Origin of the sequence: Pseudomonas sp. SBT1-2 (assembly GCF_028640875.1) — a bacterium.
In the GTDB taxonomy this organism is placed as follows: domain Bacteria; phylum Pseudomonadota; class Gammaproteobacteria; order Pseudomonadales; family Pseudomonadaceae; genus Aquipseudomonas; species Aquipseudomonas chlororaphis_I.
On the sequence record NZ_JAQZAA010000094.1, the window covers coordinates 17,296 to 39,002 of the forward strand.

At 62.0% G+C, this 21,707-nt stretch carries 21 protein-coding genes; 8 read left to right on the plus strand and 13 right to left on the minus strand.

Annotated elements, in window-relative coordinates; all coding sequences use genetic code 11:
- Window positions 1–143: 143 nt before the first annotated feature.
- Window positions 144–416 carry a hypothetical protein gene (locus PVZ78_RS20340; protein ID WP_257374636.1) on the minus strand — a complete coding sequence of 91 codons (273 nt, stop codon included), beginning with the start codon at window positions 414–416 and terminating at the stop codon, window positions 144–146.
- 719 nt (window positions 417–1,135) lie between these two features.
- Here PVZ78_RS20340 and PVZ78_RS20345 point away from each other — a divergent pair.
- From PVZ78_RS20345 to PVZ78_RS20355, 3 genes are read left to right on the plus strand one after another with little or no spacing between them, the layout of a single operon-like run.
- A complete protein-coding gene (locus PVZ78_RS20345) occupies window positions 1,136–2,263 on the plus strand; it encodes a merozoite surface protein 3b (RefSeq protein ID WP_273829150.1) in 1,128 nt (375 codons plus the stop codon).
- Between the two features lies 1 nt (window position 2,264).
- Window positions 2,265–3,689 (plus strand): DUF6384 family protein, encoded by a 1,425-nt coding sequence (locus PVZ78_RS20350; RefSeq protein ID WP_273829151.1) that lies wholly within the window; start codon window positions 2,265–2,267, stop codon window positions 3,687–3,689.
- A complete protein-coding gene (locus PVZ78_RS20355; RefSeq protein ID WP_273829152.1) occupies window positions 3,689–5,059 on the plus strand; it encodes a hypothetical protein in 1,371 nt (456 codons plus the stop codon). Before PVZ78_RS20350 ends, PVZ78_RS20355 begins: the two co-directional genes overlap by 1 nt.
- A 72-nt stretch (window positions 5,060–5,131) precedes the next feature.
- Here the strand turns inward: PVZ78_RS20355 and PVZ78_RS20360 are convergent, their stop codons facing one another.
- The 5 genes from PVZ78_RS20360 to PVZ78_RS20380 all read right to left on the minus strand — a co-directional run bounded on the left by PVZ78_RS20360 (window position 5,132) and on the right by PVZ78_RS20380 (window position 9,142).
- A complete protein-coding gene (locus PVZ78_RS20360; protein ID WP_053268463.1) occupies window positions 5,132–6,079 on the minus strand; it encodes an AraC family transcriptional regulator in 948 nt (315 codons plus the stop codon).
- A 131-nt stretch (window positions 6,080–6,210) separates the two neighbouring features.
- On the minus strand, window positions 6,211–6,948 hold the full coding sequence (locus tag PVZ78_RS20365; RefSeq protein ID WP_273829153.1) for a DUF899 domain-containing protein: 738 nt from the start codon (window positions 6,946–6,948) through the stop codon (window positions 6,211–6,213).
- Between the two features lie 144 nt (window positions 6,949–7,092).
- Window positions 7,093–7,962: a DUF6279 family lipoprotein gene (locus PVZ78_RS20370; protein WP_101281978.1), complete on the minus strand. Its 870-nt coding sequence runs from the start codon at window positions 7,960–7,962 to the stop codon at window positions 7,093–7,095.
- Window positions 7,963–8,042: 80 nt separating this feature from the next.
- The gene (locus tag PVZ78_RS20375) at window positions 8,043–8,756 is read right to left on the minus strand and encodes a TorF family putative porin (protein WP_016702301.1); all 714 of its coding nucleotides are present in this window, start codon (window positions 8,754–8,756) and stop codon (window positions 8,043–8,045) included.
- A 197-nt stretch (window positions 8,757–8,953) separates the two neighbouring features.
- A complete protein-coding gene (locus PVZ78_RS20380; RefSeq protein ID WP_016702300.1) occupies window positions 8,954–9,142 on the minus strand; it encodes a hypothetical protein in 189 nt (62 codons plus the stop codon).
- 351 nt (window positions 9,143–9,493) lie between these two features.
- On the opposite strand from PVZ78_RS20380, the gene PVZ78_RS20385 reads away from it, so the two are divergent.
- The 3 genes from PVZ78_RS20385 to PVZ78_RS20395 all read left to right on the plus strand — a co-directional run bounded on the left by PVZ78_RS20385 (window position 9,494) and on the right by PVZ78_RS20395 (window position 13,292).
- Complete coding sequence (locus tag PVZ78_RS20385; protein WP_023968236.1) at window positions 9,494–10,330, plus strand: CvfB family protein; 837 nt, start codon at window positions 9,494–9,496, stop codon at window positions 10,328–10,330.
- A 437-nt stretch (window positions 10,331–10,767) separates the two neighbouring features.
- The gene (locus PVZ78_RS20390; RefSeq protein WP_016702299.1) at window positions 10,768–12,216 is read left to right on the plus strand and encodes an NCS1 family nucleobase:cation symporter-1; all 1,449 of its coding nucleotides are present in this window, start codon (window positions 10,768–10,770) and stop codon (window positions 12,214–12,216) included.
- 152 nt (window positions 12,217–12,368) lie between these two features.
- Window positions 12,369–13,292, plus strand: a complete 924-nt coding sequence (locus PVZ78_RS20395; protein WP_009047625.1) for a DMT family transporter — start codon at window positions 12,369–12,371, stop codon at window positions 13,290–13,292.
- Window positions 13,293–13,300: 8 nt separating this feature from the next.
- Here PVZ78_RS20395 and PVZ78_RS20400 read toward each other — a convergent pair whose 3' ends face one another.
- Complete coding sequence (locus PVZ78_RS20400) at window positions 13,301–14,461, minus strand: MFS transporter (protein WP_273829154.1); 1,161 nt, start codon at window positions 14,459–14,461, stop codon at window positions 13,301–13,303.
- 104 nt (window positions 14,462–14,565) lie between these two features.
- Here PVZ78_RS20400 and ptrR point away from each other — a divergent pair, with 104 nt between their 5' ends.
- Together ptrR and PVZ78_RS20410 are read left to right on the plus strand one after the other, a co-directional pair.
- A complete protein-coding gene (gene ptrR, locus PVZ78_RS20405; protein WP_009047627.1) occupies window positions 14,566–15,447 on the plus strand; it encodes a putrescine utilization regulator PtrR in 882 nt (293 codons plus the stop codon).
- Between the two features lie 138 nt (window positions 15,448–15,585).
- Window positions 15,586–15,714 (plus strand): PA1414 family protein, encoded by a 129-nt coding sequence (locus PVZ78_RS20410; RefSeq protein WP_009042667.1) that lies wholly within the window; start codon window positions 15,586–15,588, stop codon window positions 15,712–15,714.
- Between the two features lie 148 nt (window positions 15,715–15,862).
- Here the strand turns inward: PVZ78_RS20410 and PVZ78_RS20415 are convergent, their stop codons facing one another.
- From PVZ78_RS20415 to speB, 6 genes are all read right to left on the minus strand, one after another.
- Window positions 15,863–16,114, minus strand: coding sequence for a hypothetical protein (locus PVZ78_RS20415; RefSeq protein ID WP_009047628.1), 252 nt, complete (start codon window positions 16,112–16,114; stop codon window positions 15,863–15,865).
- Window positions 16,115–16,185: 71 nt separating this feature from the next.
- Window positions 16,186–16,911, minus strand: coding sequence for an MBL fold metallo-hydrolase (locus PVZ78_RS20420; protein ID WP_009047629.1), 726 nt, complete (start codon window positions 16,909–16,911; stop codon window positions 16,186–16,188).
- A gap of 83 nt (window positions 16,912–16,994) precedes the next feature.
- Complete coding sequence (locus PVZ78_RS20425; RefSeq protein WP_016702295.1) at window positions 16,995–18,374, minus strand: sodium:solute symporter; 1,380 nt, start codon at window positions 18,372–18,374, stop codon at window positions 16,995–16,997.
- 140 nt (window positions 18,375–18,514) lie between these two features.
- The gene (locus PVZ78_RS20430; protein WP_063428937.1) at window positions 18,515–20,026 is read right to left on the minus strand and encodes a purine-cytosine permease family protein; all 1,512 of its coding nucleotides are present in this window, start codon (window positions 20,024–20,026) and stop codon (window positions 18,515–18,517) included.
- A 54-nt stretch (window positions 20,027–20,080) separates the two neighbouring features.
- On the minus strand, window positions 20,081–20,503 hold the full coding sequence (locus tag PVZ78_RS20435; protein ID WP_028681961.1) for a YybH family protein: 423 nt from the start codon (window positions 20,501–20,503) through the stop codon (window positions 20,081–20,083).
- 9 nt (window positions 20,504–20,512) lie between these two features.
- Window positions 20,513–21,463, minus strand: a complete 951-nt coding sequence (gene speB, locus PVZ78_RS20440) for an agmatinase (RefSeq protein WP_007920678.1) — start codon at window positions 21,461–21,463, stop codon at window positions 20,513–20,515.
- Between the last annotated feature and the right edge of the window lie 244 nt (window positions 21,464–21,707).

Here is a 21,707-nt window from a genome sequence, read left to right on the forward strand (position 1 = left end):
TTTGGTTCGTGTGGTCTAACCCAAGGCGCAGGTCGGGTGATGCTAAGGTTTGATTAGTTTTAAAGAAGGGTGTGGGGGCTAACAATTGAATGGCTTAAATCTCGAAAGGGAAAACGGGCGACTTTAAGATCGCCCGCTATTGTTTAGGCCGAAATCTGCTCTTTTAATTTTCGCCCTGTTACATCTAGAAGATCGCAACCGTCACGCAACAGAATAGTGCAGACCAACGTCAACTCCTGAAGAACCATAGGGTGGCTTCTAGCATTTTCAGGTTCCACAAAGTTTTCCAACAACTGAGTCACCGCACGAATGCGATAAGCCGCTGCATCGTGAAGCACATCGACAGGTGCTTGGGTGTCGATCAGCAGGTAGGGAATATTGCAGTCGTGGCCAGTAATCGGCATGTATCGATTCATAGGTTCACCTCTGGTTGAGTGCCCGAACCGTCACCCATCGTCGCCAAACGAGGGTGACAGCTGTACGCAGGTTGGCGAACCGACACCAGAGGTAAAGCCGGCAGACCCGAAGATCTCCCACGCACAGCCGTCATAGAGCGATCGTGCGGATGCAAAAATACCTGCAAGCGGGAGGTTTTGCATTTGTTCTGGTGTCAGGTCGCCAAACCCGGTCGCCATCTGGGCGACCCACCGACTGTAAATCGCACTGTGGTTGGCGGGAATAAGGGGAGTGCACAGCAGGCTGTAGGGCTTTTCTGATTAGCCCAGAAGGAAGCTGTCGGCTTGGCGGGCAGCTCCAATACTCAATAAAACACCCCGTGCGTTTTCCAGAGTACGGCTTCCCGCAAAAGGTTTCGGGCAATACTGGCACTTTGCTAAAGGCACCGGGCTCAGACGAGAACTTTCAGCCCCAAGCTCTGTTACCATTCGGCGCGCACATCCGTTCGGCAGGGCCTGTGGCGGCTGTTTCAGCGGTTCCGGCTGCGGTCGGTCTCTTGTCACGCCCTGCGCGGGATGTGCACGCATAGCCTCCAGATTTCCTGACGGCATCGCTTTTGCGCGGTGCTTTCAATGCTCCCGTCTGTACCTGATTCCGAGGGGTGGAAGCCCCTTCGCCTATTCACCTGTCAAAGGATGATGGAGCTTTTGAACCAAGGCTCCACACTGGGAATACGCTCATGAACTACCTCGAACGCTCCATGTCCGCCCTCCGCTCGGTCGGTATCAACTTTCCCACCCAGGATGCACCCGTGCTGGCGTTGCTGGACAAGGTGTCGGTGTATGACGCCAACCGGGTGACCAATATCGCCGCGACCCTGCAACAGTCCACGGTCTTTAATGCCTCGGTACGCGACAAGCTGCAGAGCATGGATATCAGTACCCGGTATGCCGACATCGCCGCCAGTTTCGATTCGATCCAGGCCGATGCGCAGCAGATGATGGAGTGGATGGCCGACGGCAAGCTGCAGTTCTCCGAGCGGATCCAGCTGACCTGGCTGAACATGCGCCGTGGCTCGATTCCGGATCGCTTCGAGGACATTCGCAAGAATTATCTGGCGGTGGCGAAGTCGGCCAATGAGCAGATCCAGTTGGAAACCCTGATCCTAGAGGCTTATCAGGACTATCGGCTGGCCATGAAGTCGGCCGAGGTCGATGCCTGCGAGGTGCAGAAGGTGGCCCAGGCGCAGCTCGATGCCGGGCGTAAAACCCTGGCGGACGCCGGTACGGCGCTGGAGGTGGCCGAGCTGGAGGCGGCCGAGCGGGTGAAGCTGGAGTTGGCGCGGGATGTGGCGCTGCGCAATCTGCAGGACGAGGACAAGCGTTACCAGATCATCACCGACATCGCCGATCAGCTGAAGGCGGCCTACAACGCGGCCGAGCTGGTGTTTGCGCGTTTGAGCCAGTACCACTCGGTGAAGGAGCGTCTGTACCAGCGTGCCGTGAGCTTTTTCGCCACCAATGAGATCGTGCTCACCGGTCTGGCGGCGGGCTTCACGTCCTCCGGCGGGCTGGCTGAAGTCACCAATACCCTTAATGCGATGAACGAGGGGATCAACTCCAGTCTCGAGGCGCAGGCCAAAGTGGGCGGGGAGCAGCTCAATGCCGCGCTGAAGGCGGGCTACGGAACGAACCTGAAGGTCAGTTCGGTCAAAGCCCTGGCCGAGGCCGTGGTGGAGTTCCAGGCCAGCAGCCTGAGCCTGATCCAGGAGTTGCGCAAAGAGTCTTCTGCGGCGGCCGCCGAGATCGAGTCGATCACCGAGGACAGCAAGCGTCGTTTCAGCGCACTCCTGCAAAAGGGACTCTAAGGTGAGCAGTGTCTCCCTCACCGAACAGATGGGGGCCATGGCCCTCATCGATGAGCTGCGGCACAGCCAGGCCGAGGTGCAGAAACATCTGGACCTGCCCAGGCACCGTCAGTTGGTGGCTGAACGGATTCGCGAGTTTTATCGATCCCGGGGGGTCGAGGTCGAGGATGCTCTGGTCGAGGAGGGCGTGCGAAGTTTCTTCGCCACTCGACTGACCTACGAGGCCCAGCCGATGGGCCCATGGTCGAAATGCTTGGCGCAGGTCTATATCACTCGCGCTCAATGGCTGATGCCCCTGGCGGTGTTCTCGATCGTGAGTCTGGGCGCGATTTTCATGGCGCGGCCGGTAGCCGATTTTTTTGCCGGGGTGCGCCTGCAGGCCACCCAGACTCAGGTGGATCAGGCACGGGCCCAGGCCGATGCTCGGGGCGTGCAGTTGGATCGCCTGGAAAAACGCCTGTCGGGCCTTGAGTCGGAGGCGTTGGCCAACAATGTGCCGGCCGCGGTCCGGCTGCTTAAACCTGTCCATGAGGCACTGGAGAAGGTTCGCCTGGCGCAGCCGGTTACCCTGCCGCCCAAAGTCACCGCACAGAGCCGGGCCGAGGATGCCGCGCTGGCGGTTTCGGTGACTGAAAACCTGAAGAAGGAGGCTGCCGACCTGCAGGCGCTAGAGCCTCAGCTGAACACGGTTACGCAGCTTCTGGCGGCTGATACCAAGCTGAAAACCCAGGTGACGGCTGCGTCGTTCGCGGTGCTCGGCACGACCTATCCGGCGCTTGCCGCCGCGGCAACCAAGGTGCGCTCCGCATTGGATCAGGCCGACACCCAAGGCCTGCCGGCGGTTCAGTCGGCGCTTGAGCAGCTGGATGCGCTGATAGCGCAAACCCGTGTGATCAGCCCCTATCTCACGCAGTTGCAAGAGGCCCGAGGCAACCTGCGCAAGATGGGCTTGAGCAAGGCGGACGCCGAGCAGTTCCAACCCTTGTTCGCCAAGGTCGATCAGGCCGTCAAGGATATGGATACGGCGGCGGCCGAGCATGGCCTGCAGGAGCTCGAACGACTGCGGACCGTCGCAGCCACGCCGTTGACCCTGGAAGTGGTCAGCCGTACCGGCGAGAAGTCGATGATCGAACGCAACTATGATCCGACTGGAGGCAAGACCTGGTATCTGCTGACCGAGGCGAGCGATGCCTCAGGCAATGTGGTCCCGGTCCCCATCACCAGTATCGAGAGCGGGGAGCGGCGTTATGCCTCGATCTTTGGCGTGCGCGTCAGTCAGGCAACCTATCAGGCAGCCAAGAATGACAAGCTTCTGGATGGTCATGTCGATGATCGCTTGATGGGTAAAAAGGCGGCCAACTCGTTGACCTTCACCTTCGTTAAAGGGCCTGTCAAAACCAAACCTGATTACATCCTGGAGTGGTAATGAACTCGAGCAGCATGATTGCGTCCCTTGGCGAGAACTCTCGGCGATACGAGGCAGAACTGCGTAGGTTCCAGCTCGAGTTGTCCAATGCCCACGAGCAGGAACTGCGCTTGCAGCAGCAGATCGCTGGCGTCTTTCCACAGATTGCCAACTTTCAGCTGGCCGGTGGGGCTCGGCTGTCGGACGAGGTTCAGCGTTTGCTGGACCAGCGGGAGCGGAGCGAGTCCGAGTTGCGTGAGCAATTGGCGGTGGCGGAGGCCGGGGTTGCCAAGCACCTGCAGGAGATGTCGACGGTTTCCCAGGAAATCGAGGCCCTCGTTGCCGATGTCGACCGGCAGTTGACGGTAGATCCAGCGTACCAACAGCAAGCCGCGATCCTCGCGGAGGCTGTCGAGCGGTGCAACGAGGCGGCCGCGTCTTACCAGGAGCTGCGTGATGAATGTCGCGGCAAGCTTCGGGCCTTTCAGACCGAGCCTCTGTACCTCTACTTGAAGGGCCGCGGGTTCGGTACGGATCGTTATGTTGGCCGGTCGTTTTTTCGGGAGTTGGATCGGTGGATTGCCCGCCTGTGCAATTTCCCGCAGAACAGCGCGATCGAGCAGAGCCTTCTGGCCATGCAGGAAGCCAATGAGGGCGCCCAGTGGCAACGGGACAGCCATCGGGCCGTTCAGGAGGCCGAGCTGGCGCGGCTGTATCAGCAAGCCCTGGCGGGCACCCTGTTGTCGGTGCTGCAAGCGCGCCTGAAGACGGAGCGCGAGGCCGTGGAGGCCGGCAAGGCTCAGGCCAATGCCGTTCATGAGCGTCTGGGGCTGTTCGTCTCCAAGGGGGACGAGCACTTTGCCCAGGTTGCTGAGCTGTTGTCCCGGCAATTGGCCGAGATGAGTGATGCCAAGCTTGAGCACTTGACCGGGCAGACAACGACGCCGCAGGACGACGAGTTGGTGCAGAGGGTGCGTGATTTGCGTTCTGAGCTCGATGATCTGCGGTTGCGCGTGCCGTTCCTGGAGATGAAGTGCAGGGATACCGAGCGCGACTATGCAAGAGCCAAGCAGCTTGAGCGTGAATTACAGTCGAGTGGGTCTATCAGCGGTAGCTACAGCTATTCCGCAGGTATGAATCTTGACTCTCTGGTTGCCGGGTTCATGCAGGGCGCGCTGTCCCTCTCCCAGGTGGCGAATGAGGTGGGGAGCCATCGCCGCGCCAGCAGGCCGGCCCCGAGCTTTTGGAGCAGTGGCTCCAGCAGCGGTTCGAGCAGCCGTTCCAGCGGTCGCCCGAGCAATTCCGCAAGCAGTAGCTCAAGTTCCAGCAGCTCGTTCAGTTCCTCCCGATCGACGGGCGGCGGTGGGTTCTCTACCAGCGACAGCCTCTAGGCCGAGTATTCCTGAGGCGTAAAAAACGGGGCAGCGTTGGCTGCCCCGTGTCGTTTCTCCGTTCGTTACGGCTTACAACGCCTTCACCGGAATACAGATTTCACATTCCAGTTCCCCCGTCTTCATGTCGTATTTCGCGTCCACCGGATAACGTTCGAACGCTGGCCGTGCATCGAATTGCATGCCGCTCTTGGGCAGCCAGTCGCGGCACAGTTCGGTCCAGGCGTCGGCGATGTCGGGGCCTTTGCCCTGGTAGTGGGCGACGGCGTAGAGGCCGCCGAGCAGGGTGGTGACGACGGCGGGGGCGCTGGCCTTGAAGTCGACGGGGACTTCGACGCAGGCATCGTAGCGGCATTTTTCGGGTGGGGTGACGTAGGGATCGTCGTGGCCGATGCCGTAGCGCGCACGGCCCAGCAGGCCGTTTTCGACCATCCAGGGGGCGACGGTATCGCGCCAGAAGGTGCCGATGCCCGGCCCGTAGGGGCCGATATAGCGCAAGTAGGCGACGCGGACTGGAGGCAGTTCCTTGAGGATGACGTTCATCGTGAGTTCCTTCAGGTGGATGAAGGCGTCAGGATCGTCGAAGGCCGGGATGTGTGTCTGATCAGGATTGCTCAATTCGCGCAGGCGCCGTTCGCGGACGTCGCTGAGGCGGCGGTGCCAGCGTTTGGGTTCGGTGCTGCGCCAGGTGCTCGGGGTGACCGAAAAGTGCTGCTTGAACGCCCGGGAGAACGCTTCGCCGGAGCTGAAACCGACCTCCAGCGCCACCTCCAGAATGCTCAATTCCGGATGGCTGGCCAGCTGATAGGCGGCACAGGCCAGGCGCCGCCGGCGCAGGTAGTCGCCCAGGGTTTCGCCGACCCAGGCGGTGAACAGGCGATGGAAGTGAAAGGGCGAAAAATGCGCGACCTGCGCGAGTTCGGCCAGCTCCAGCGGCTGGTCCAGGTGTTGGTCGATATGCTCCAGCACCCGGTTCATGCGCAGGGTGTATTCGTGGAGGCTGTGATAGGCAGAGCTCATGGAGCCAAGTTTAGCCGGGGGCGAGACGGTGGGTTTGCGCCGGCCGGTTTTTTTGTCGTGACAGGACGGACGAGATCGCGAGCAAGCTCGCTCCTACAGGGGCGGGCTTGTTCGCGATCTCGGTCTAACGCTCAGGAACCGCCATGGCAGCAACTGGCGGCCGGTTTGTCGTCATAACGATCATGGTGCCTGACCCAGTCCATGATCTGCTCTTCATTGCGCCCCTTGGGTGTCAGGTCCAGGTAGTTGTAGGCCCCCACCAGCAGGTCCAGGCCACGGGCGTAGGTGGAGTAGGTGTGGAAGATCTCGCCGGCTTCATTGCGGTAGAACACGCTGAGGCCGGGCAGCTCTTCTTCGGCGCCGTCGGTTTTTTCGTAGTTGTAGGTGGCGGTGCCGGCGGCGACCTCGTCGGCCCGGGCGCAGACCCCGAAGTCATAGTTGAAATCACAGCCGGCGGACGAGACCCAGTCGAACTTCCAACCCATGCGCCGCTTGAACGCCTGGAACTCGGCGAAGGGCGCGTGGGACACTGCCACCAGCGCGATGTCGTGATGGGCCAGGTGCTGGTTGGCGCCGTCGATATGGTCGGAGAGAAAGGAGCAACCCGGGCAACCTTCGTCCCAGCCTTCGGCGAACATGAAGTGGTAGACCACCAGTTGGCTGTGATCGCCGAACAGGTCGGCCAGGCTCAGTTCGCTGTGGGGGCCCTGGAAGCGGTAGGGCTTGTCGATTTTCACCCAGGGCAGGGCGCGCCGCTCGGCGCTGAGCTGGTCGCGCTGGCGGGTGAACGCCTTTTCGTGAATCAGGTGCTGCTTGCGGGCCTGTATCCATTGTTCCCGGGATACGACCGGATGATCGTTGAGGTGCATGACGTCTTCTCCTGCGACAAAGGTGGCGCGGCGACAGTGCCTACACAGGCTAGTCGTTTCACCCGCGGGCAAATCGACAGCCGCCGGACGGTTCCGCCCAACGGTCGCCCGCCAGCCCCACCTCGCTGGACGGCTATTCAGGCGTTACTTCTGGCGTGCCGTCCTCATGCATTTCAACGCTTCGAATTCATTGCGCACATTCTGCAGCTTGTTGCGCAGATGCTTGCGCTGGGTTGGCGTGCTTTGGGCCATCACGTCCACCAGCAGGTTGCGCGACGCCTGTTCGCTGTTGGCATAGGCCTGGCGATAAGCCGGTGTCCAGAAGCTTTCGCGATCCACCAGCAGGCGCTCGATGCGTTTGTCGAAGTCGCTGTTCTGGCGTTGTTCCAGCGCGGCACTGAACTGCGCCTGCCAGTTGGCCCGGTTGGCCAGCCAGAGCTGGTTCTGTTCGCCGAGGGACGTCGACCAGTCCGCCACCCGCTGGGTCTGCTCGGGAGTGAGGGGGCCGAGCCAGGTAGTCAGGCGTTTGTCCATGCGTTCGGCGCGCAGCCTGATCTGTTGTTCCAGTGGTGACTTGAGGTATTTGCTGCGGCGTTGGCGCATGTCCTTGGCGAAGGCCGCCTTCATTTCCGCGACCTGTTGATCATCCAGGCCTCGCAACAACTCGATGGCCGACGGCGCGATCGCGTGGGCGGTCTGGGCAATGGCCTGCTTGGCTTCGCGGGTGAATTCTTGCAGCTCGGCATCGTTGACCTGATTGCGCTCGACCATCTGCTGCAGGCGGTCCAGGTAGTCCAGGTAGCCGGGCAGTTGCGTGCCGCAATGCCAGCTCAGGTGTTCCTTGAGGCGCTCGTTGAACCAGATTTTCTGCTCGCGGTTCATTTCCAGGTAGTCGTTGAGCGTCCAGGGAATGATCACATCGAGGTTGCGGTAAGCCAGGCCGACCCGATTGCAGGAGGTCAGCACCAGGCTTAGCAGCAGTAGCAGGGTGAGGTGTTGCAGCCGGCGCGACATGGCAAGTCCTTGCGAAGGCCTGGGGTTGTAAGGCATGGGTTTCTTATCTGAACCCGGAACGCTTCCGGCAGTTCAGCCGCTCAATAGAACGAGTGTTCGGCCTTGAAGGTGAGCAGACCGTCGCATTGCGCGTTATGTCCAGAATAGGCCGAACAATCGCTACCGTTGAGGCTGGAGTCGCTGTAGATCAGTTTCAGGTCGATGCCCATCCAGGGGCGGGAGAACTTGATCGACCAGTCGTTGAAACTGCTGACGTAGCCGCTGCTCACCGAAACCGGGTTGCCCAGCTGATGAGTGGTGTACTTGATGCTGACGCCGATGCCGAAAGGCTGGTTGCCGCCCAGGTCGGCGAACAGAGTGCTGTTGCGCGTGTCCGGTTCCTGGCTGAACGCGGCGCCGAAGCGGCTGCCCAGCAGCGTCAGGCCGCCGTAGAACTCCTGGCTGTCCTGCGGGGCCAGTTGCGGGTAGTTGTACTGGATCATCCCCACTTCATAACCCAGGGTTTTATCGAAGGGGCGCTTGAAGCCCAGGTAGGAGTCCACTTCCAGGTCGCTCTCGCCCAGGCCCATGCTCGGCGACCACTGGCCGATGTACCAGCCACTGTCGTGGGTCAGGTCCAGGCCGCCATGGAACGAACCGGTGGCTGAGGGTTTGACCAGGCCCTGGGCCATGCTGCGGCTCGGGGTGCTGCTGAGCTTGAGGTCGAAGTCCCCCAGTGCGCGCTGGAAGATCTGCCCGTGGACCAAGGGGCTGGCGAGAAGGCTGGCAAGCAGCACATGAGAGGGTTTGAGCATGCTTCACTCCATGAAACGCGAGGAGCAGGAACCGCGAAACCTGCTGAAATGCTCGATCTAGAGGTGTGCAAGGATACCGGCGAAACCTCGGGGATGAGGGCCGTTCGTCGATTTTTACAGGAGGGGAGGGCTCAGAACTCTAGTCCTAGCGCTTTGAGGCTCAAAGCGCATAGGGACCAGGAGGTGTTGCGGAGGGATTACTTCTTGCCCAGGCTGATCTGCTTGGACGGGCCGAAAGTCTGGCCGCTGACGCCTTTGGCAATTTGCTGGATCTCGCCGCCGGATTTCAGGAAAGCAGCAATCTGATCGTTGATCGATTCGCTGGTTTCAACGGCTGGAGCTGGCTTTGCTTTGCTGTTGGATGCTTTTACACGCATGGCGGCCATTAACCTTCAGGAAATTAATTTGGCCAGCCATCATACATGAAATGCTTGACAATTGCTTGGTAAATATCCTCCTGGAATAACAGTGGAAAACTCTCGAATAATCCTAAGTTGATCTCGGGAATATCCCCATAAGCTGCTGTTTTAAATAAAGACAATGGCAAAAAGAAAGGCTTGCTCGGCGGCGCTGAGGCAAAAGCCGCTGCCGGTTGGCCTGACGGGCGGAACCGGTTGCTGGCGCAAAGCCATAAAAATCAAGGCATTCAGGAAAATATCCGCTGCTATCCGGCGACTCGGGCCAACCAGGCCCGGAAAAACGGGTAGAATGCCGCCCACGCAATGAGGGTATTGGAAATGGCTTTAGTCGGGCGCTACAACAGTTTGCAAGTGGTTAAACACACTAACTTCGGTTTATATCTGGACGGCGGGGCGGATGGCGAAATATTGCTGCCCAATCGTTATATTCCCAAGGATATTCCCAGTGAAGATGAAGACTGGTTGAATGTTTTTGTTTATCTGGATAGCGCCGACAAGTTAATTGCAACTACCGAAAAACCAAAAGTTCAAGTCGGTGAGTTCGCCAGTCTTAAAGTCGTGGAAGTTAACAGCATCGGTGTGTTCCTCGACTGGGGCCTGCCCAAGGACCTGTTGCTGCCGTACTCCGAGGAAAAGCGCCAACTGACCGCCGGCGAGTATTGCGTGGTGCACGTCTACCTCGACAAGCACACCCGTCGCATCACCGCCACGGCCCGTCTGGACCGCTACCTGGACAAGGCTCCGGTGACCTACAAGGTCGGCCAGGAAGTCGATCTGCTGGTGGCCGAGAGCACCGACATGGGCTTCAAGGCGATCATCAACAACAAGCACTGGGGCCTGATCCACAAGAACGAAGTGTTCAAGTTCCTGCGTCCGGGCAAACAGGAAAAGGGTTTCATCAAAGAGATCCGCGCCGACGGCAAGATCAGCCTCAGCCTGCAACCGGTGGGCGAAGAACTGGCCAGCAGCCTGAACGCCAAGATCCTCGCCAAGTTGCGGGAAAATAACGGCACCCTGCCGGTCAGCGACAAGAGCGATCCAACGGTGATCAGTGGCCTGTTCGGTGTCAGCAAGGGCAACTTCAAGAAGGCCATCGGCGCCTTGTACAAGAATGGCCAGATCGTTATTCATGCCGATCGCATTGAACTGACCTGATCCGTTCCTCCCGGGCGTAGTTGCGGTCGAAGATCACGACCGCGCCACGAGGGCGTTACCGAACAACCGCTGCCGGTTCCGGCAGCGGTTTTTTATTGCCTTTTTTCTGGCTGCTTGAGGCGGGAGTCGGGGCCGGTGTATCCGAACACTCGCAAAGGCGCTGTATACAATCGATCACCCCTTGTCGATGCACTGATATCAGGCAGTCATGCACAGCCAACGGGCATGCCTACTTCTGATTCCGCCTGCTGATCATCTTTGTGTAGCCAAGCCTCAGCCCTTGATGGACAAGTGATTAGCGCCGTTCGCCTACAGCTTTTTCCGGTATGGCACGCATTCTGCGTAGTGCTTCGTATACAATTCATGCCTGCTCCCGTACGCACTGTGGTCGCAAGGTCAATCGCGGGGGCAGAGCCTGTCCAACAAGGAGCCTTGCAATGACCGAGCAACTACCGAAGGGCTACAGCCCGCGCTTGTACAACCAGGACCTGGGGCCGCTGCCGCAGAAGTGGAACTGGTACAACATCTTCGCCTTCTGGATGAGCGACGTGCACAGCGTCGGCGGTTATGTATTCGCCGCCAGCCTGTTCGCCCTCGGGCTGGCCAGCTGGCAAGTGCTGGTGGCCCTGTTGGCGGGGATCTGCATCGTGCAACTGATCGCCAACCTGGTGGCCAGGCCCAGCCAGCAGGCGGCGGTGCCGTACCCGGTGATCTGCCGGCTGGCGTTCGGCGTGTTCGGGGCGAATATCCCGGCGGTGATCCGCGGCCTGATCGCGGTGGCCTGGTACGGGATCCAGACCTACCTGGCGTCCAGTGCCCTGATCATTGTGGTGCTGCGCTTTTTTCCGGCCATGGCGGCCTATGCCGAGCCGCATTTTGCCGGGCTGTCCTACCTGGGCTGGTTCGGTTTCCTGGCGCTGTGGCTGGTCCAGGCCCTGGTGTTCTGGGCCGGCATGGAATCGATCCGGCGCTTTATCGACTGGGCGGGTCCGGTGGTCTACGCGGTGATGTTCCTTCTTGCCGGCTGGATCGTGTGGAAGGCGGGCTGGAGCAACATCAGCTTCACCCTTGGGGAGAAGTCGCTGTCGGGTTGGCAGGCATTCGGCCAGGTGATTGTCGCCACGGCGCTGGTGGTGTCCTACTTTTCCGGGCCGACCCTGAACTTCGGCGACTTCAGCCGCTACTGCCGCAGCATGCAGGATGTGCGGCGCGGCAACTTCTGGGGCTTGCCGGTGAACTTCCTGGCGTTCTCCCTGGTGACCGTGGTCATCGTCTCCGGCACCCTGCCGGTGTTCGGTGAAATGCTCCATGACCCGATCGCCACTGTGGCGCGGATCGACAACGACGTCGCGGTGCTGCTCGGCGCCTTCGCCTTTGTCACTGCCACCGTCGGCATCAACATAGTCGCTAACTTCGTCTCGCCGGCCTTCGACTTCGCCAACGTCGCCCCGAGCCGGATCAGCTGGCGCACCGGCGGCATGATCGCGGCCCTGGCGTCGATCTTCATCACCCCCTGGAACCTGTTCAACAACCCCCAGGTGATCCACTACACCCTCGACGTGCTGGCCGCCTTTATCGGCCCGTTGTTCGGCATTCTGCTGGTGGACTACTACCTGATCAAAAAGCAGCAGATCGATGTCGACTCGCTGTTCAACGACGGCCCGGACGGGCGTTATTACTACAGCGGCGGCGTCAACTGGACCGCGGTCAAGGCGCTGGTGCCGGCGACCCTGGTGGGCGTGGCGATCACCTTCACGCCAGCATTGCAGCCGATGGCCAACTTCGCCTGGTTCACCGGGTGTTTCCTCGGTGGCGCGCTGTTTTTCCTCCTCGCGCGCCATGAGGCCTCGCCATCCCTGAGGCTGAGCCCGACGGCCTCGAGCTGAGGGTCAGGATAAAGGTCTTTTTCCAGGCGTTTTTTTCTGTCCGTTTGGTTGATAATCGACAGCACATCAATTCTTCGCCCCGGACCGGTTCCGGGGCTTTGTCGTTTCTGTCGAGTAACTGCCATGTCTATGAATCTGCCCGAGGGGCCGCGGTGAGCATCGAGCGGCGCAGCGCCGACGGTTTTGCACTGCAAGTGATGTTGGGGCTGTGCCTGATCTGGGGCGTACAGCAAGTGATGATCAAGTGGGCCGCGGCGGATATCGCACCGGTGATGCAGGCGGCCGCCCGTTCGGGCATTTCGGCGCTGCTGGTGGCCTTGCTGATGTGCTGGAAGGGCGGCTGGTCGCAGATCGGCAGTACCTGGCGCGGCGGCTTGCTGGCCGGCAGCCTGTTCGGCCTGGAGTTCCTGTTTATCGCCGAAGGGCTCAAGCTCACCAGCGCCGCGCACATGTCGGTGTTTCTCTATACCGCGCCGATCTTCACCGCGCTGGGGGTGAACTGGCTGCTGCCCAGCGAGCGCCTGAGGCCCCTGCAATGGCTGGGGATCCTGCTGGCGTTCGTCGGCATCGGCGTGGCCTTCGCCGGCGGCATCTCGCTGGATAACCTGGACACGCGCATGCTGCTTGGCGATGCCCTGGGCGTGCTGGCCGGCCTGGCCTGGGGCGCGACCACGGTGGTGGTGCGCGCGTCGCGCCTGTCCGAGGCGCCGGCGACCCTGACCCTGTTCTATCAGTTGATCGTCGGTTTTGTCGGCCTGCTGCTGATCGCCGTGCTGAGCGGCCAGGTCACCCATGTCAGCCTGACCCCGGTGGCGGTGGCCAGCGTGCTGTTCCAGGGGCTGGTGGTGTCGTTTTTCAGCTACCTGACCTGGTTCTGGCTGCTGCGCCGTTACCTGGCCGCTAACCTGGCGGTGTTTTCCTTCATGACGCCGCTGTTCGGCGTCACCTTCGGGGTCCTGTTGCTGGGCGAACCCCTGAGTCTCAACTTCGTGATCGGTGCGGTGCTGGTGTTGCTGGGCATCACCTTCGTCAGCGCCGAACAGTGGCTGCGCCGACGGATCCGCAGTTTGCTGTAACCCCAGGCTCAGGCGGTGGCGTGGCACTCCCGGGCAAGCGGTTGTTGGCTCAACAGCAAGACCCCCGCCAGCAGCAGGCTGCTGCCGGCGGCGATCAGCGCCGGTTGCAGGCCACCGCTGAAATGGCTGCTCAGGGCTGCCAGCAGTGGCCCGCTCAACTGGCCCATGGCGAAGCAGGCCGTGAGCAAACCGGCGTTGCGCTGGGTGGTGTGGGGCGCCAGCTCCCGCGAGCGCTGCATCACCAGTTGCATGCAGGCCAGGAACGGCGTGCCGCAGAGCATCACCCCCAGCGCCAGGCCAGCGCCATTGCCCAGCAGGCAGGCGAAGACCCCGGCGGCTTGCAGCCACAAGGTCGCCATCAGCCAGTGGCGGGTGGCGTTCGGGCTGTGCCGGCGCAGGCTCACCAGCCCCACACCGATGGCTGCCGCCAGACCGAAGCACGGCCAGAACAGGTCGGCCTGCCATTGCCCTTGAAAGCGCGCGCTGGCCATCTGTGACAGGAAGGTCGCCGGGATGATGTAACCCAGGCCGTACAGCGCATAAACCAGCCCGAGGCGGGGGATGCCGCTGTGGCTCGAGGCGTGTGGCATCTGGGCGGTCAGTGCGGGCATGGCAGGTTGCGGCAGGATCGGCAGGATCACCAGCAGCATCAGCAGGCCGGCCGCGGCGTACACCAGCCACAGGGTCGCGGAGCTTTGCCCCAGCAGGTTCGAGCCCAGGGCCAGCAGGCCAGTGAGGAAAATCCCCAGCCCGGGCCCGGCAAACACCAGGGCGCCCAGGCGTGGCCGGCCGGTGGCATGTGCCAGGGGCTGGCTCAGGGCGGCGATCATCACCATCACCCAGGCACTGGCCACGCCGGTGCCGAAGCGCAATACCGAATGCGCCCAGAAGCCGCCGGCCCAGAACGAGGCCAGGGTCAGCAGCACGCACAGCCACAGCCCGCCCAACAGACGTCGGCGAACCTGGCGCGGGCGGCGGGCGAACATGGCATCCAGCGCGCCGATGAAATACCCCAGGTAGTTGGCGGCGGCAATCAGGCCGGTGTCGGTCAGGTCGACCTGGCCCTCGCTCAGCAGGTGCGGCAGTTGCGGGGTGAGGGCGAAGCGACCAATGCCCATGGCCATCATCAGGGCAATGAAACTGGCGAGTAAGCGAATCAGCGGTGACATGGTCCGGGTTCCGTCGAGTGGGCAATGACCGTCAGGCTAGGACTGATTGACTTTCTATAAAAATGAATAATATTGAGTAACTTGTTCGTTTTTGGAGAATGGTCGTGGAGTTCAGCCAGTTGCGCATCTTCCAGGCGGTCGCCGAGGAAGGTTCCATCACCCGGGCGGCCGAGCGCCTGCATCGGGTGCCGTCCAACCTGTCGACGCGGCTCAAGCAACTGGAAGAGCAACTGGGCGTCGAGCTGTTCCTGCGGGAACGGCAGCGGCTGCAACTGTCGCCAGCGGGCAAGGTACTGCTCGATTACGCCGCGCGCCTGTTTGCCCTGCGCGATGAGGCCCATGGGGCAGTGCAGGGCGGTCAGCCGGCCGGGGATTTCGTACTGGGCACCATGTACAGCACGGCGGCGATTCAATTACCGGCGCTGCTGGCGCGTTACCACCGCGCCTACCCGGCGGTGAACCTGCAGGTGCAATCGGCGCCCAGCAGCGAGTTGCTCGAAGGCCTGCTGGCCGGGCGCCTGGATGCGGTGCTGGTGGACGGCCCTCTGGAGCTGGCCAGCCTGGACGGGGTGCCGCTGTGCGATGAAAAGCTGGTGCTGATCAGCGAGGCGGATCATCCGCCGATCCGCAGCGCCCGGGATGTCGAAGGGCGCGCGGTGTTCACCTTTCGTCGCGGCTGTTCGTATCGCCTGCGCCTGGAGTCGTGGTTCGCCCACTATCATGCGGCCATGGGGCGGGCGATAGAAATCGAGTCCTATCAGGGGATGCTGGCCTGCGTGATTGCCGGCTCCGGGGTGGCGTTGATGTCGGAGTCGATGCTCGCCAGCCTGCCCGGTCGCGAAAGCGTGGCGGTCCATCCACTGGCCGAGCCATTCGCCAGTGCCACCACCTGGCTGATGTGGCGCAAGGGCATGCTCGGCGCCAACCTCAATGCCTGGATCGAGCTGCAACAGGCGAGTCAGACGGATCAGCGGGCGACGGCCTGAAACGGGCAGGCTGATTCAGATTAATCCGGTAACAGATCATTGCCATCCAGGTTGAGCAATGCGCGGAACTTAGCGCTATTATCAGAGCTAAGCGGCTCCAGAACCCTGCCGCTGGGCACGACCCTTAAGGGGGGCACTATGAAAGAGAAACTGCAAAACTGGCTTCACGACCTCGGGGTCGCACTGGGGCTGATCGAGCCGCCATTGCAGCCGGTGCCAATTCGCACAGACGACGAACAACGGCGTCGGCAACAGCGTCGCCGCTAACCATCGGCTCGGGAGTGGAGCAGGCATCCAGCCTGCTCCCGTCACTTTTCAGGCGCGCGAGGGCAGGTTTACTCGCGATCGGTTGCCGCCTTCTGATTCAAACCCGTCAACTCGCAACCCGCCAATGGCGCCCAGCGCCATGAAATCCTTAGCGCCGTGAAATCGTCAGCAGAAACCGGCTCAGGTCGTTGGCGCTGTTCGCCGCCTTGAGCATCTGGTCTTCTTCGTGGGTGAAGGCGGTCACTCCAAACTCATCTTCCAGGTGGAAGATCAGGTCCTCGATATCCTGCTTGTCCAACCCCAATTCCTGCAGACTCACGTCGTCGGAAAATCCGTCATTGCCATCCAGCAGGCGGCTGATGAAGTCATGCACGGCTTGTCGGACTTCGGCTCTATTCATGTTGCTCTTTTCGCCAGGGGCCTGCGCAGGGGCTTTGAAGCGGGCGGGATTGTGTGCAGTACAGCACAGCTTCAGGGGTGCCGACGGATCCAATCCTCGATCATCGTGCGCAGCTGCGCTCCCGAAAAACTGCCGAAATGGCCGCCGTGCACAGTACGCACCGGCAGCTGGTACAGGCGTTCCAGGCTGGTGGCGTAGTCCTCCAGGTTGGAGTGATAGGCGTCTTCGACCAGCGGACCGTCGTAGATGATGTCGCCGCTGAACAGGGTGCCGCTGGCCGCTTCCCAGAGGCTGATCCCCCCGGGGGAGTGACCGGGCGTATGCAGCACCTGGAGGCTACGGTTGCCCAGGTCGAGCACGTCGCCTTCCTCGATCAGGCGCGTTGCCGGGGCGGCCTTGACCCGATATTCGGCGTAGCACAACGGGCAATCCGGGTGGGCCTCGAACATTGCGTCGCCAACGTAGGCGGCAGACAGGGTATTGGCGCCGTCGGGCGCGGCGAGGATCTGCGCCTCGGCCGGGTGCACCAGGCGTTCGGGGAATTCGTGATGTCCGGCGATATGGTCGAAATGGCAATGGCTGGCCACCGCCAGCAAGGGCCGTTCGGTGAGCCAGGGCAACTGCTCGCGCAGGCTGACCAGGCCGGAGCCGCTGTCCAGCAGCAAGTCCCTGTCGCGGCCCTGGATATGCCACAGGTTGCAGCGATAGAACGGCCGGATATAGGGCTCGTGGATCAGCCGAATCCCGTCGCTCAGGCTTCTGACTTCGAACCAGCGGTCGCGGCTGACAATCTTCATCGACTTTCCTCCAGGCGAAAAAAACGGGTGCAGCCACCGACGCTGCACCCGCCGAAGAAAAATGTACGGCGTCTGACCTGAGGTTAGATCGCGTTGGCCAGGGTTGCCGGACGACGAGACAGCAGGCTCACCACCACGAAGCTGATCAGGCCGACAGCCAGGCTGTAGTAGATCGGGGTGTTGGCATCCAGGCCGTCCTTGAACATGAACGCCAGGGCGGTGAGGAAGCCCAGGCCCATGCTGGCGATGGCGCCGGCGGTGGTCGCGCGTTTCCAGAATATGGCGCCGATCAGCGGGATCAGCATGCCGCCCACCAGCAGGTTGTAGGCCAGGGTCAGGGCGCTGATCACGTCGTTGACCACCAGGGCGATGCCCAGTACCAGGATGCCGGTCAGCAGGGTGAACAGGCGGTTGATGCCCAGGCTCGACTGCTTGCCGCCACGCAGCTTGGGCAGCAGGTCTTCGGTCAGGGTGGTGGAGGCGGCCAGCAGGCCGGCGCTGGCGGTGGACATCATGGCGGCCAGGGCCGCGGCGATCACCAGGCCACGGATGCCGTCCGGCAGCGAGGCTTTGACGATGGCGGCGAAGGCGTTGTTGACGTTGTCCAGGTCCGGCAGCAAGACGTGCGCGGCCATGCCGATCAGGGCGCAGGCCAGGCCGTAGAGGATGCAGTAGAAGCCGGCGACGGTGCCGGCGTATTGCGCGACTTTTTCGGTCTTGGCGGTGAACACCCGTTGCCAGATGTCCTGGCCGATGAGGATGCCGAAGAAGTAGATCATGAAGTAGGTGACGATGGTGTCCCAGCCGATGGTGGTGAAGCTGAAGCTGGCTGCTGGCAGCTTGGCCACCAGCTCATCCCAGCCACCGACGCGGTACAGGCAGATCGGCAGCAGGATGAACATCAGGCCGACGGTCTTGATCACGAACTGGACGATGTCGGTCAGGGTCAGCGACCACATGCCGCCGATCGCCGAATAGATCACCACCACGCCGCCGCCCAGCAGCACCGAGATCCAGAACGGCAGGCCGAACAGCACTTGCAGCACGGTGCCGATGGCGAGGATCGAGGTCACGCCGATCATCAGCGCGTAGGCCAGCATGATCACTGCGCTGGCCTGGCGGGCCATCGGGTTGTAGCGTTTTTCCAGGACCTGGGTAACGGTGAAGATCCGCAGCTTGAGCAGGGGTTTGGCCAGCAGCAGGTTGAGGGCGATGATGCCCAGGCCCAGCGCTGCGCACAGCCAGAAACCGGAGATACCGTGGACATAGCCCAGGCGCACGGTGCCGACGGTGGAGGCCCCGCCCAGCACGGTGGCGGCCATGGTGCCCATGTACAGGGTCGGGCCCAGGTTGCGGCCGGCTACCAGGTAGTCCTCGTGGGTCTTGGCCTTGCGCATGCCGTAATAGCCGAGCACCAGCATGCCGGCGGCATAGATGAGTACGACGAGTAGATCTAAAGCCATGATGGCGTGTCTCCGATTGTCTTTCTTATAGTGGCTTGCTGTAGAAGCGAGGCGTGCCGCAATCAAGGCGACGCGGTCTGGCGGACCCGTCGTGTGAGGCGTGATTGCCGGCGAGCCTGCTGCTACAGGTCATGCTTGAGTCAGGCGGTTTGGCGCATGACCGGTTTACCGAGCGAATCCGTGCTCTTGCTGCGTGGATCGTTGGGGCCGTAGACCGCGGGCGGTTCCGGGAACAGGTTGAGCAAGGCCAGGTACACCAGCGAGGCTAGGCCCAGGGTCACCGGCAGGCTGATATCGATGCCGTCGGCCAGGTTGCCCAGCGGACCGACGAACTGCCCGGGCAGGTTGACGAAGCACAGGCCGACCAGCGCGCTGGGGATCCAGGCCCCCAGGCCACGCCAGTTCCAGCCATGCTGGAACCAGTAGCGGCCACCTTGCTCGCCACGGGTGAAGACTTGCAGGTCGTCGGGGCAGTAGAAGCCGCGACGCACCAGCAGGCCGATCAGCATGATCACCATCCACGGGGTGGTGCAGGTGATGATCAGCACGGCGAAGGTCGACACGCTCTGCACCAGGTTGGCGGCGAAGCGCCCGATGAAGATGAAGGCGATCGACAGCACGCCGATCAGCAGGGTCGCCTTGACCCGCGACAGCACCCGCGGGAACACGCTGGACATGTCCAGGCCGGTGCCATACAGCGAGGTGGTGCCGGTGGACATGCCGCCGATCACCGCGATCAGGCACACCGGCAGGAAGAACCAGCTCGGCGAAACCGCCAGCAGGCCGCCGACGTAGTTGTTGGCGGCGATGTAGTCGGGTGCCTTGATCGCCACGATGGTGGCGGTGGCCAGGCCGAACAGGAAGGGAATCAGGGTGGCGATCTGCGCGGCGATCACCGCCAGCATGATCCGGCCCTTCGGCGTTTCGCGGGGGATGTAGCGCGACCAGTCGCCGAGGAACGCGCCGAAGGAAATCGGGTTGCTCATGGCCACCAGCGCGGCGCCGATAAAGGCCGCCCAGAAACCCGCCTGGCCGAGGGCCACGGTCCCGGCGAACTGGCTGTCGAAGGCCGGCGCGAAGGCGAAGATCCCCAGCAGGAACAGCAAGCTCGCGGCCCATACGGCAATGCGGTTGACCCACAGCATGAAGCGGAAGCCGTAGATGCACACCGTCAGTACCAGGATCGCGAACAGGCCGTAGGCCAGGCCCAGGGTCAGGTCGGTTTCCGGCAGATCGATCAGGCGCTTGGCGCCGCCCACCAGGGCGTCCCCCGAACTCCACACGGAGAGCGAGAAGAAGGCGATGGCGGTAAGCAACGACAGGAACGAGCCGACGATCCGCCCGTGCACGCCGAAGTGCGCACCGGAAGAGACCGCGTTGTTGGTGCCGTTGATCGGCCCGAACAGGCCCATGGGCGCGAGGATCAATGCCCCCAGGATCACGCCCAGCACGATCGCCCAGACACCCGCCTGGAACGACAGGCCGAACAGCACCGGGAAACTGCCGAGCACGGCGGTGGCAAAGGTATTGGCGCCGCCGAAGATCAGGCGAAACAGGTCGCTGGGCCGGGCGTCGCGTTCATGGTCGGGAATCTGTTCGACTCCGTTTGTTTCGATGCTGCTAAGGCTTTTTTCTTTGTTGTTGTTATTCATGATCTGCTCCGATCACAAAGGCGCGCTCATCGTGTGTGAGCGTCACCTTTCTGGCTAAGGGGGTGGCAGCCCTTCCGGCATTGCGGACAAATGTTCGTGGCAGGCCAGCCATAGGCCTTGTTGTTGTGTGCCGGACCCTTGTCTGCAAAAAACAATGGTCTCGCGCTCCTGGCTGAAGTGTTGCTCCCCTTGCATGCGCAGCTCGGTGGCGACGTCATGAATGAATACCGCGGTGTCCCCCAGCAGGCTGACAAACGCGTTGCTCGAAGTGCAGGACAGCACCTCGAAGCCATCCTCGCGGCGCCAGCTGTCCCACAGCGCCTGGTAGGCGTCGCGGGACAGCAGGGGCTGGGCGAGGCTGTAGAAGACGAAGCTGGCGTCAACGCTGAACGCACCGAAGTAGGCTTCGCGATCGTTACGGGCGAAGGCCGCCACCAGCTCGGCGGCGGCTTTGAGAACCTGCTCGCGCTCGTTCATGGCCGGGCCTCAGCGACGCGCCACGCCCGGCAGTACGCAGAGCATTTCATACAGCAGGTTGGCGCCCAGCAGCGAGGTGTTGCCGGTGGTGTCGTACGGCGGCGAGACTTCTACCAGGTCGCAGCCGACCAGGTCGAGGCCCTGGCAGCCACGGACAATCTCGATCGCCTGGATGGTGGTCAGGCCGCCGATTTCCGGGGTGCCGGTGCCAGGCGCCCAGGCCGGGTCGATGCCGTCGATGTCGAAGCTCAGGTACACCGGGCCGTCACCGACTTTTGCCCGCACTTCGGCCATCAGCGGGTCCAGCGACTTGTGCCAGCACTCTTCGGCCTGCACCACGCGGAAACCCTGCTTGCGGCTCCAGTTGAAGTCTTCGGCGGTGTAGCCCTGGGCGCGCAGGCCGATCTGTACCACGCGGTCGCAGTCCAGCAGGCCTTCTTCGACGGCGCGGCGGAAGGTGGTGCCGTGGGCGATTTTCTCGCCGAACATGTGGTCGTTGACATCGGCGTGGGCGTCGATGTGCACCAGGCCGACCTTGCCGTGTTTCTTGTGGATGGCACGCAGGATCGGCAGGGTGATGGTGTGGTCGCCGCCCAGGGTCAGCGGGATCACGTTGTGCTCGAGGATGCCGTCGTAGGCTTCTTCGATGATGCGCACCGCGTCCAGCAGGTTGAAGGTGTTGATGGCCACGTCGCCGATGTCGGCCACGTTCAGCGAGTCGAAGGGCGCGGCGCCGGTGGCCATGTTGTACGGACGGATCATTACCGATTCGGCACGGATCTCACGGGGCCCGAAGCGGGTGCCGGCGCGCAGCGAGGTGCCGATGTCCAGCGGGACGCCGACAAAGGCGGCATCCAGGCCAGCCGGAGTAGGTACATGGGGAAGACGCATCATGGTGGCGATGCCGCCGAAGCGCGGCATTTCGTTGCCGCCCAGTGGTTGGTGGAGAATCTTGTCCACGGGATTGGCCTCATCGTTGTTTTATTTATGGGGTTTTCAGCGCAGCAATGAGTGCCGGCGAAACCGAGTGGGGCCGATTCTGCGAAATGTAGTGGGCGGGAAGAATCGCTACGGGCAAATACTTAGTTCAGATTTTTCTAAACTAAGGGCGGCGCTAGAGGATAGACTTCCCGCTGTCGAGGGTGGGTGGCGTCAGGGCTGATGCAATCGCGGGCAAGCCTCGCTCCTACAGAAACGCACGGTC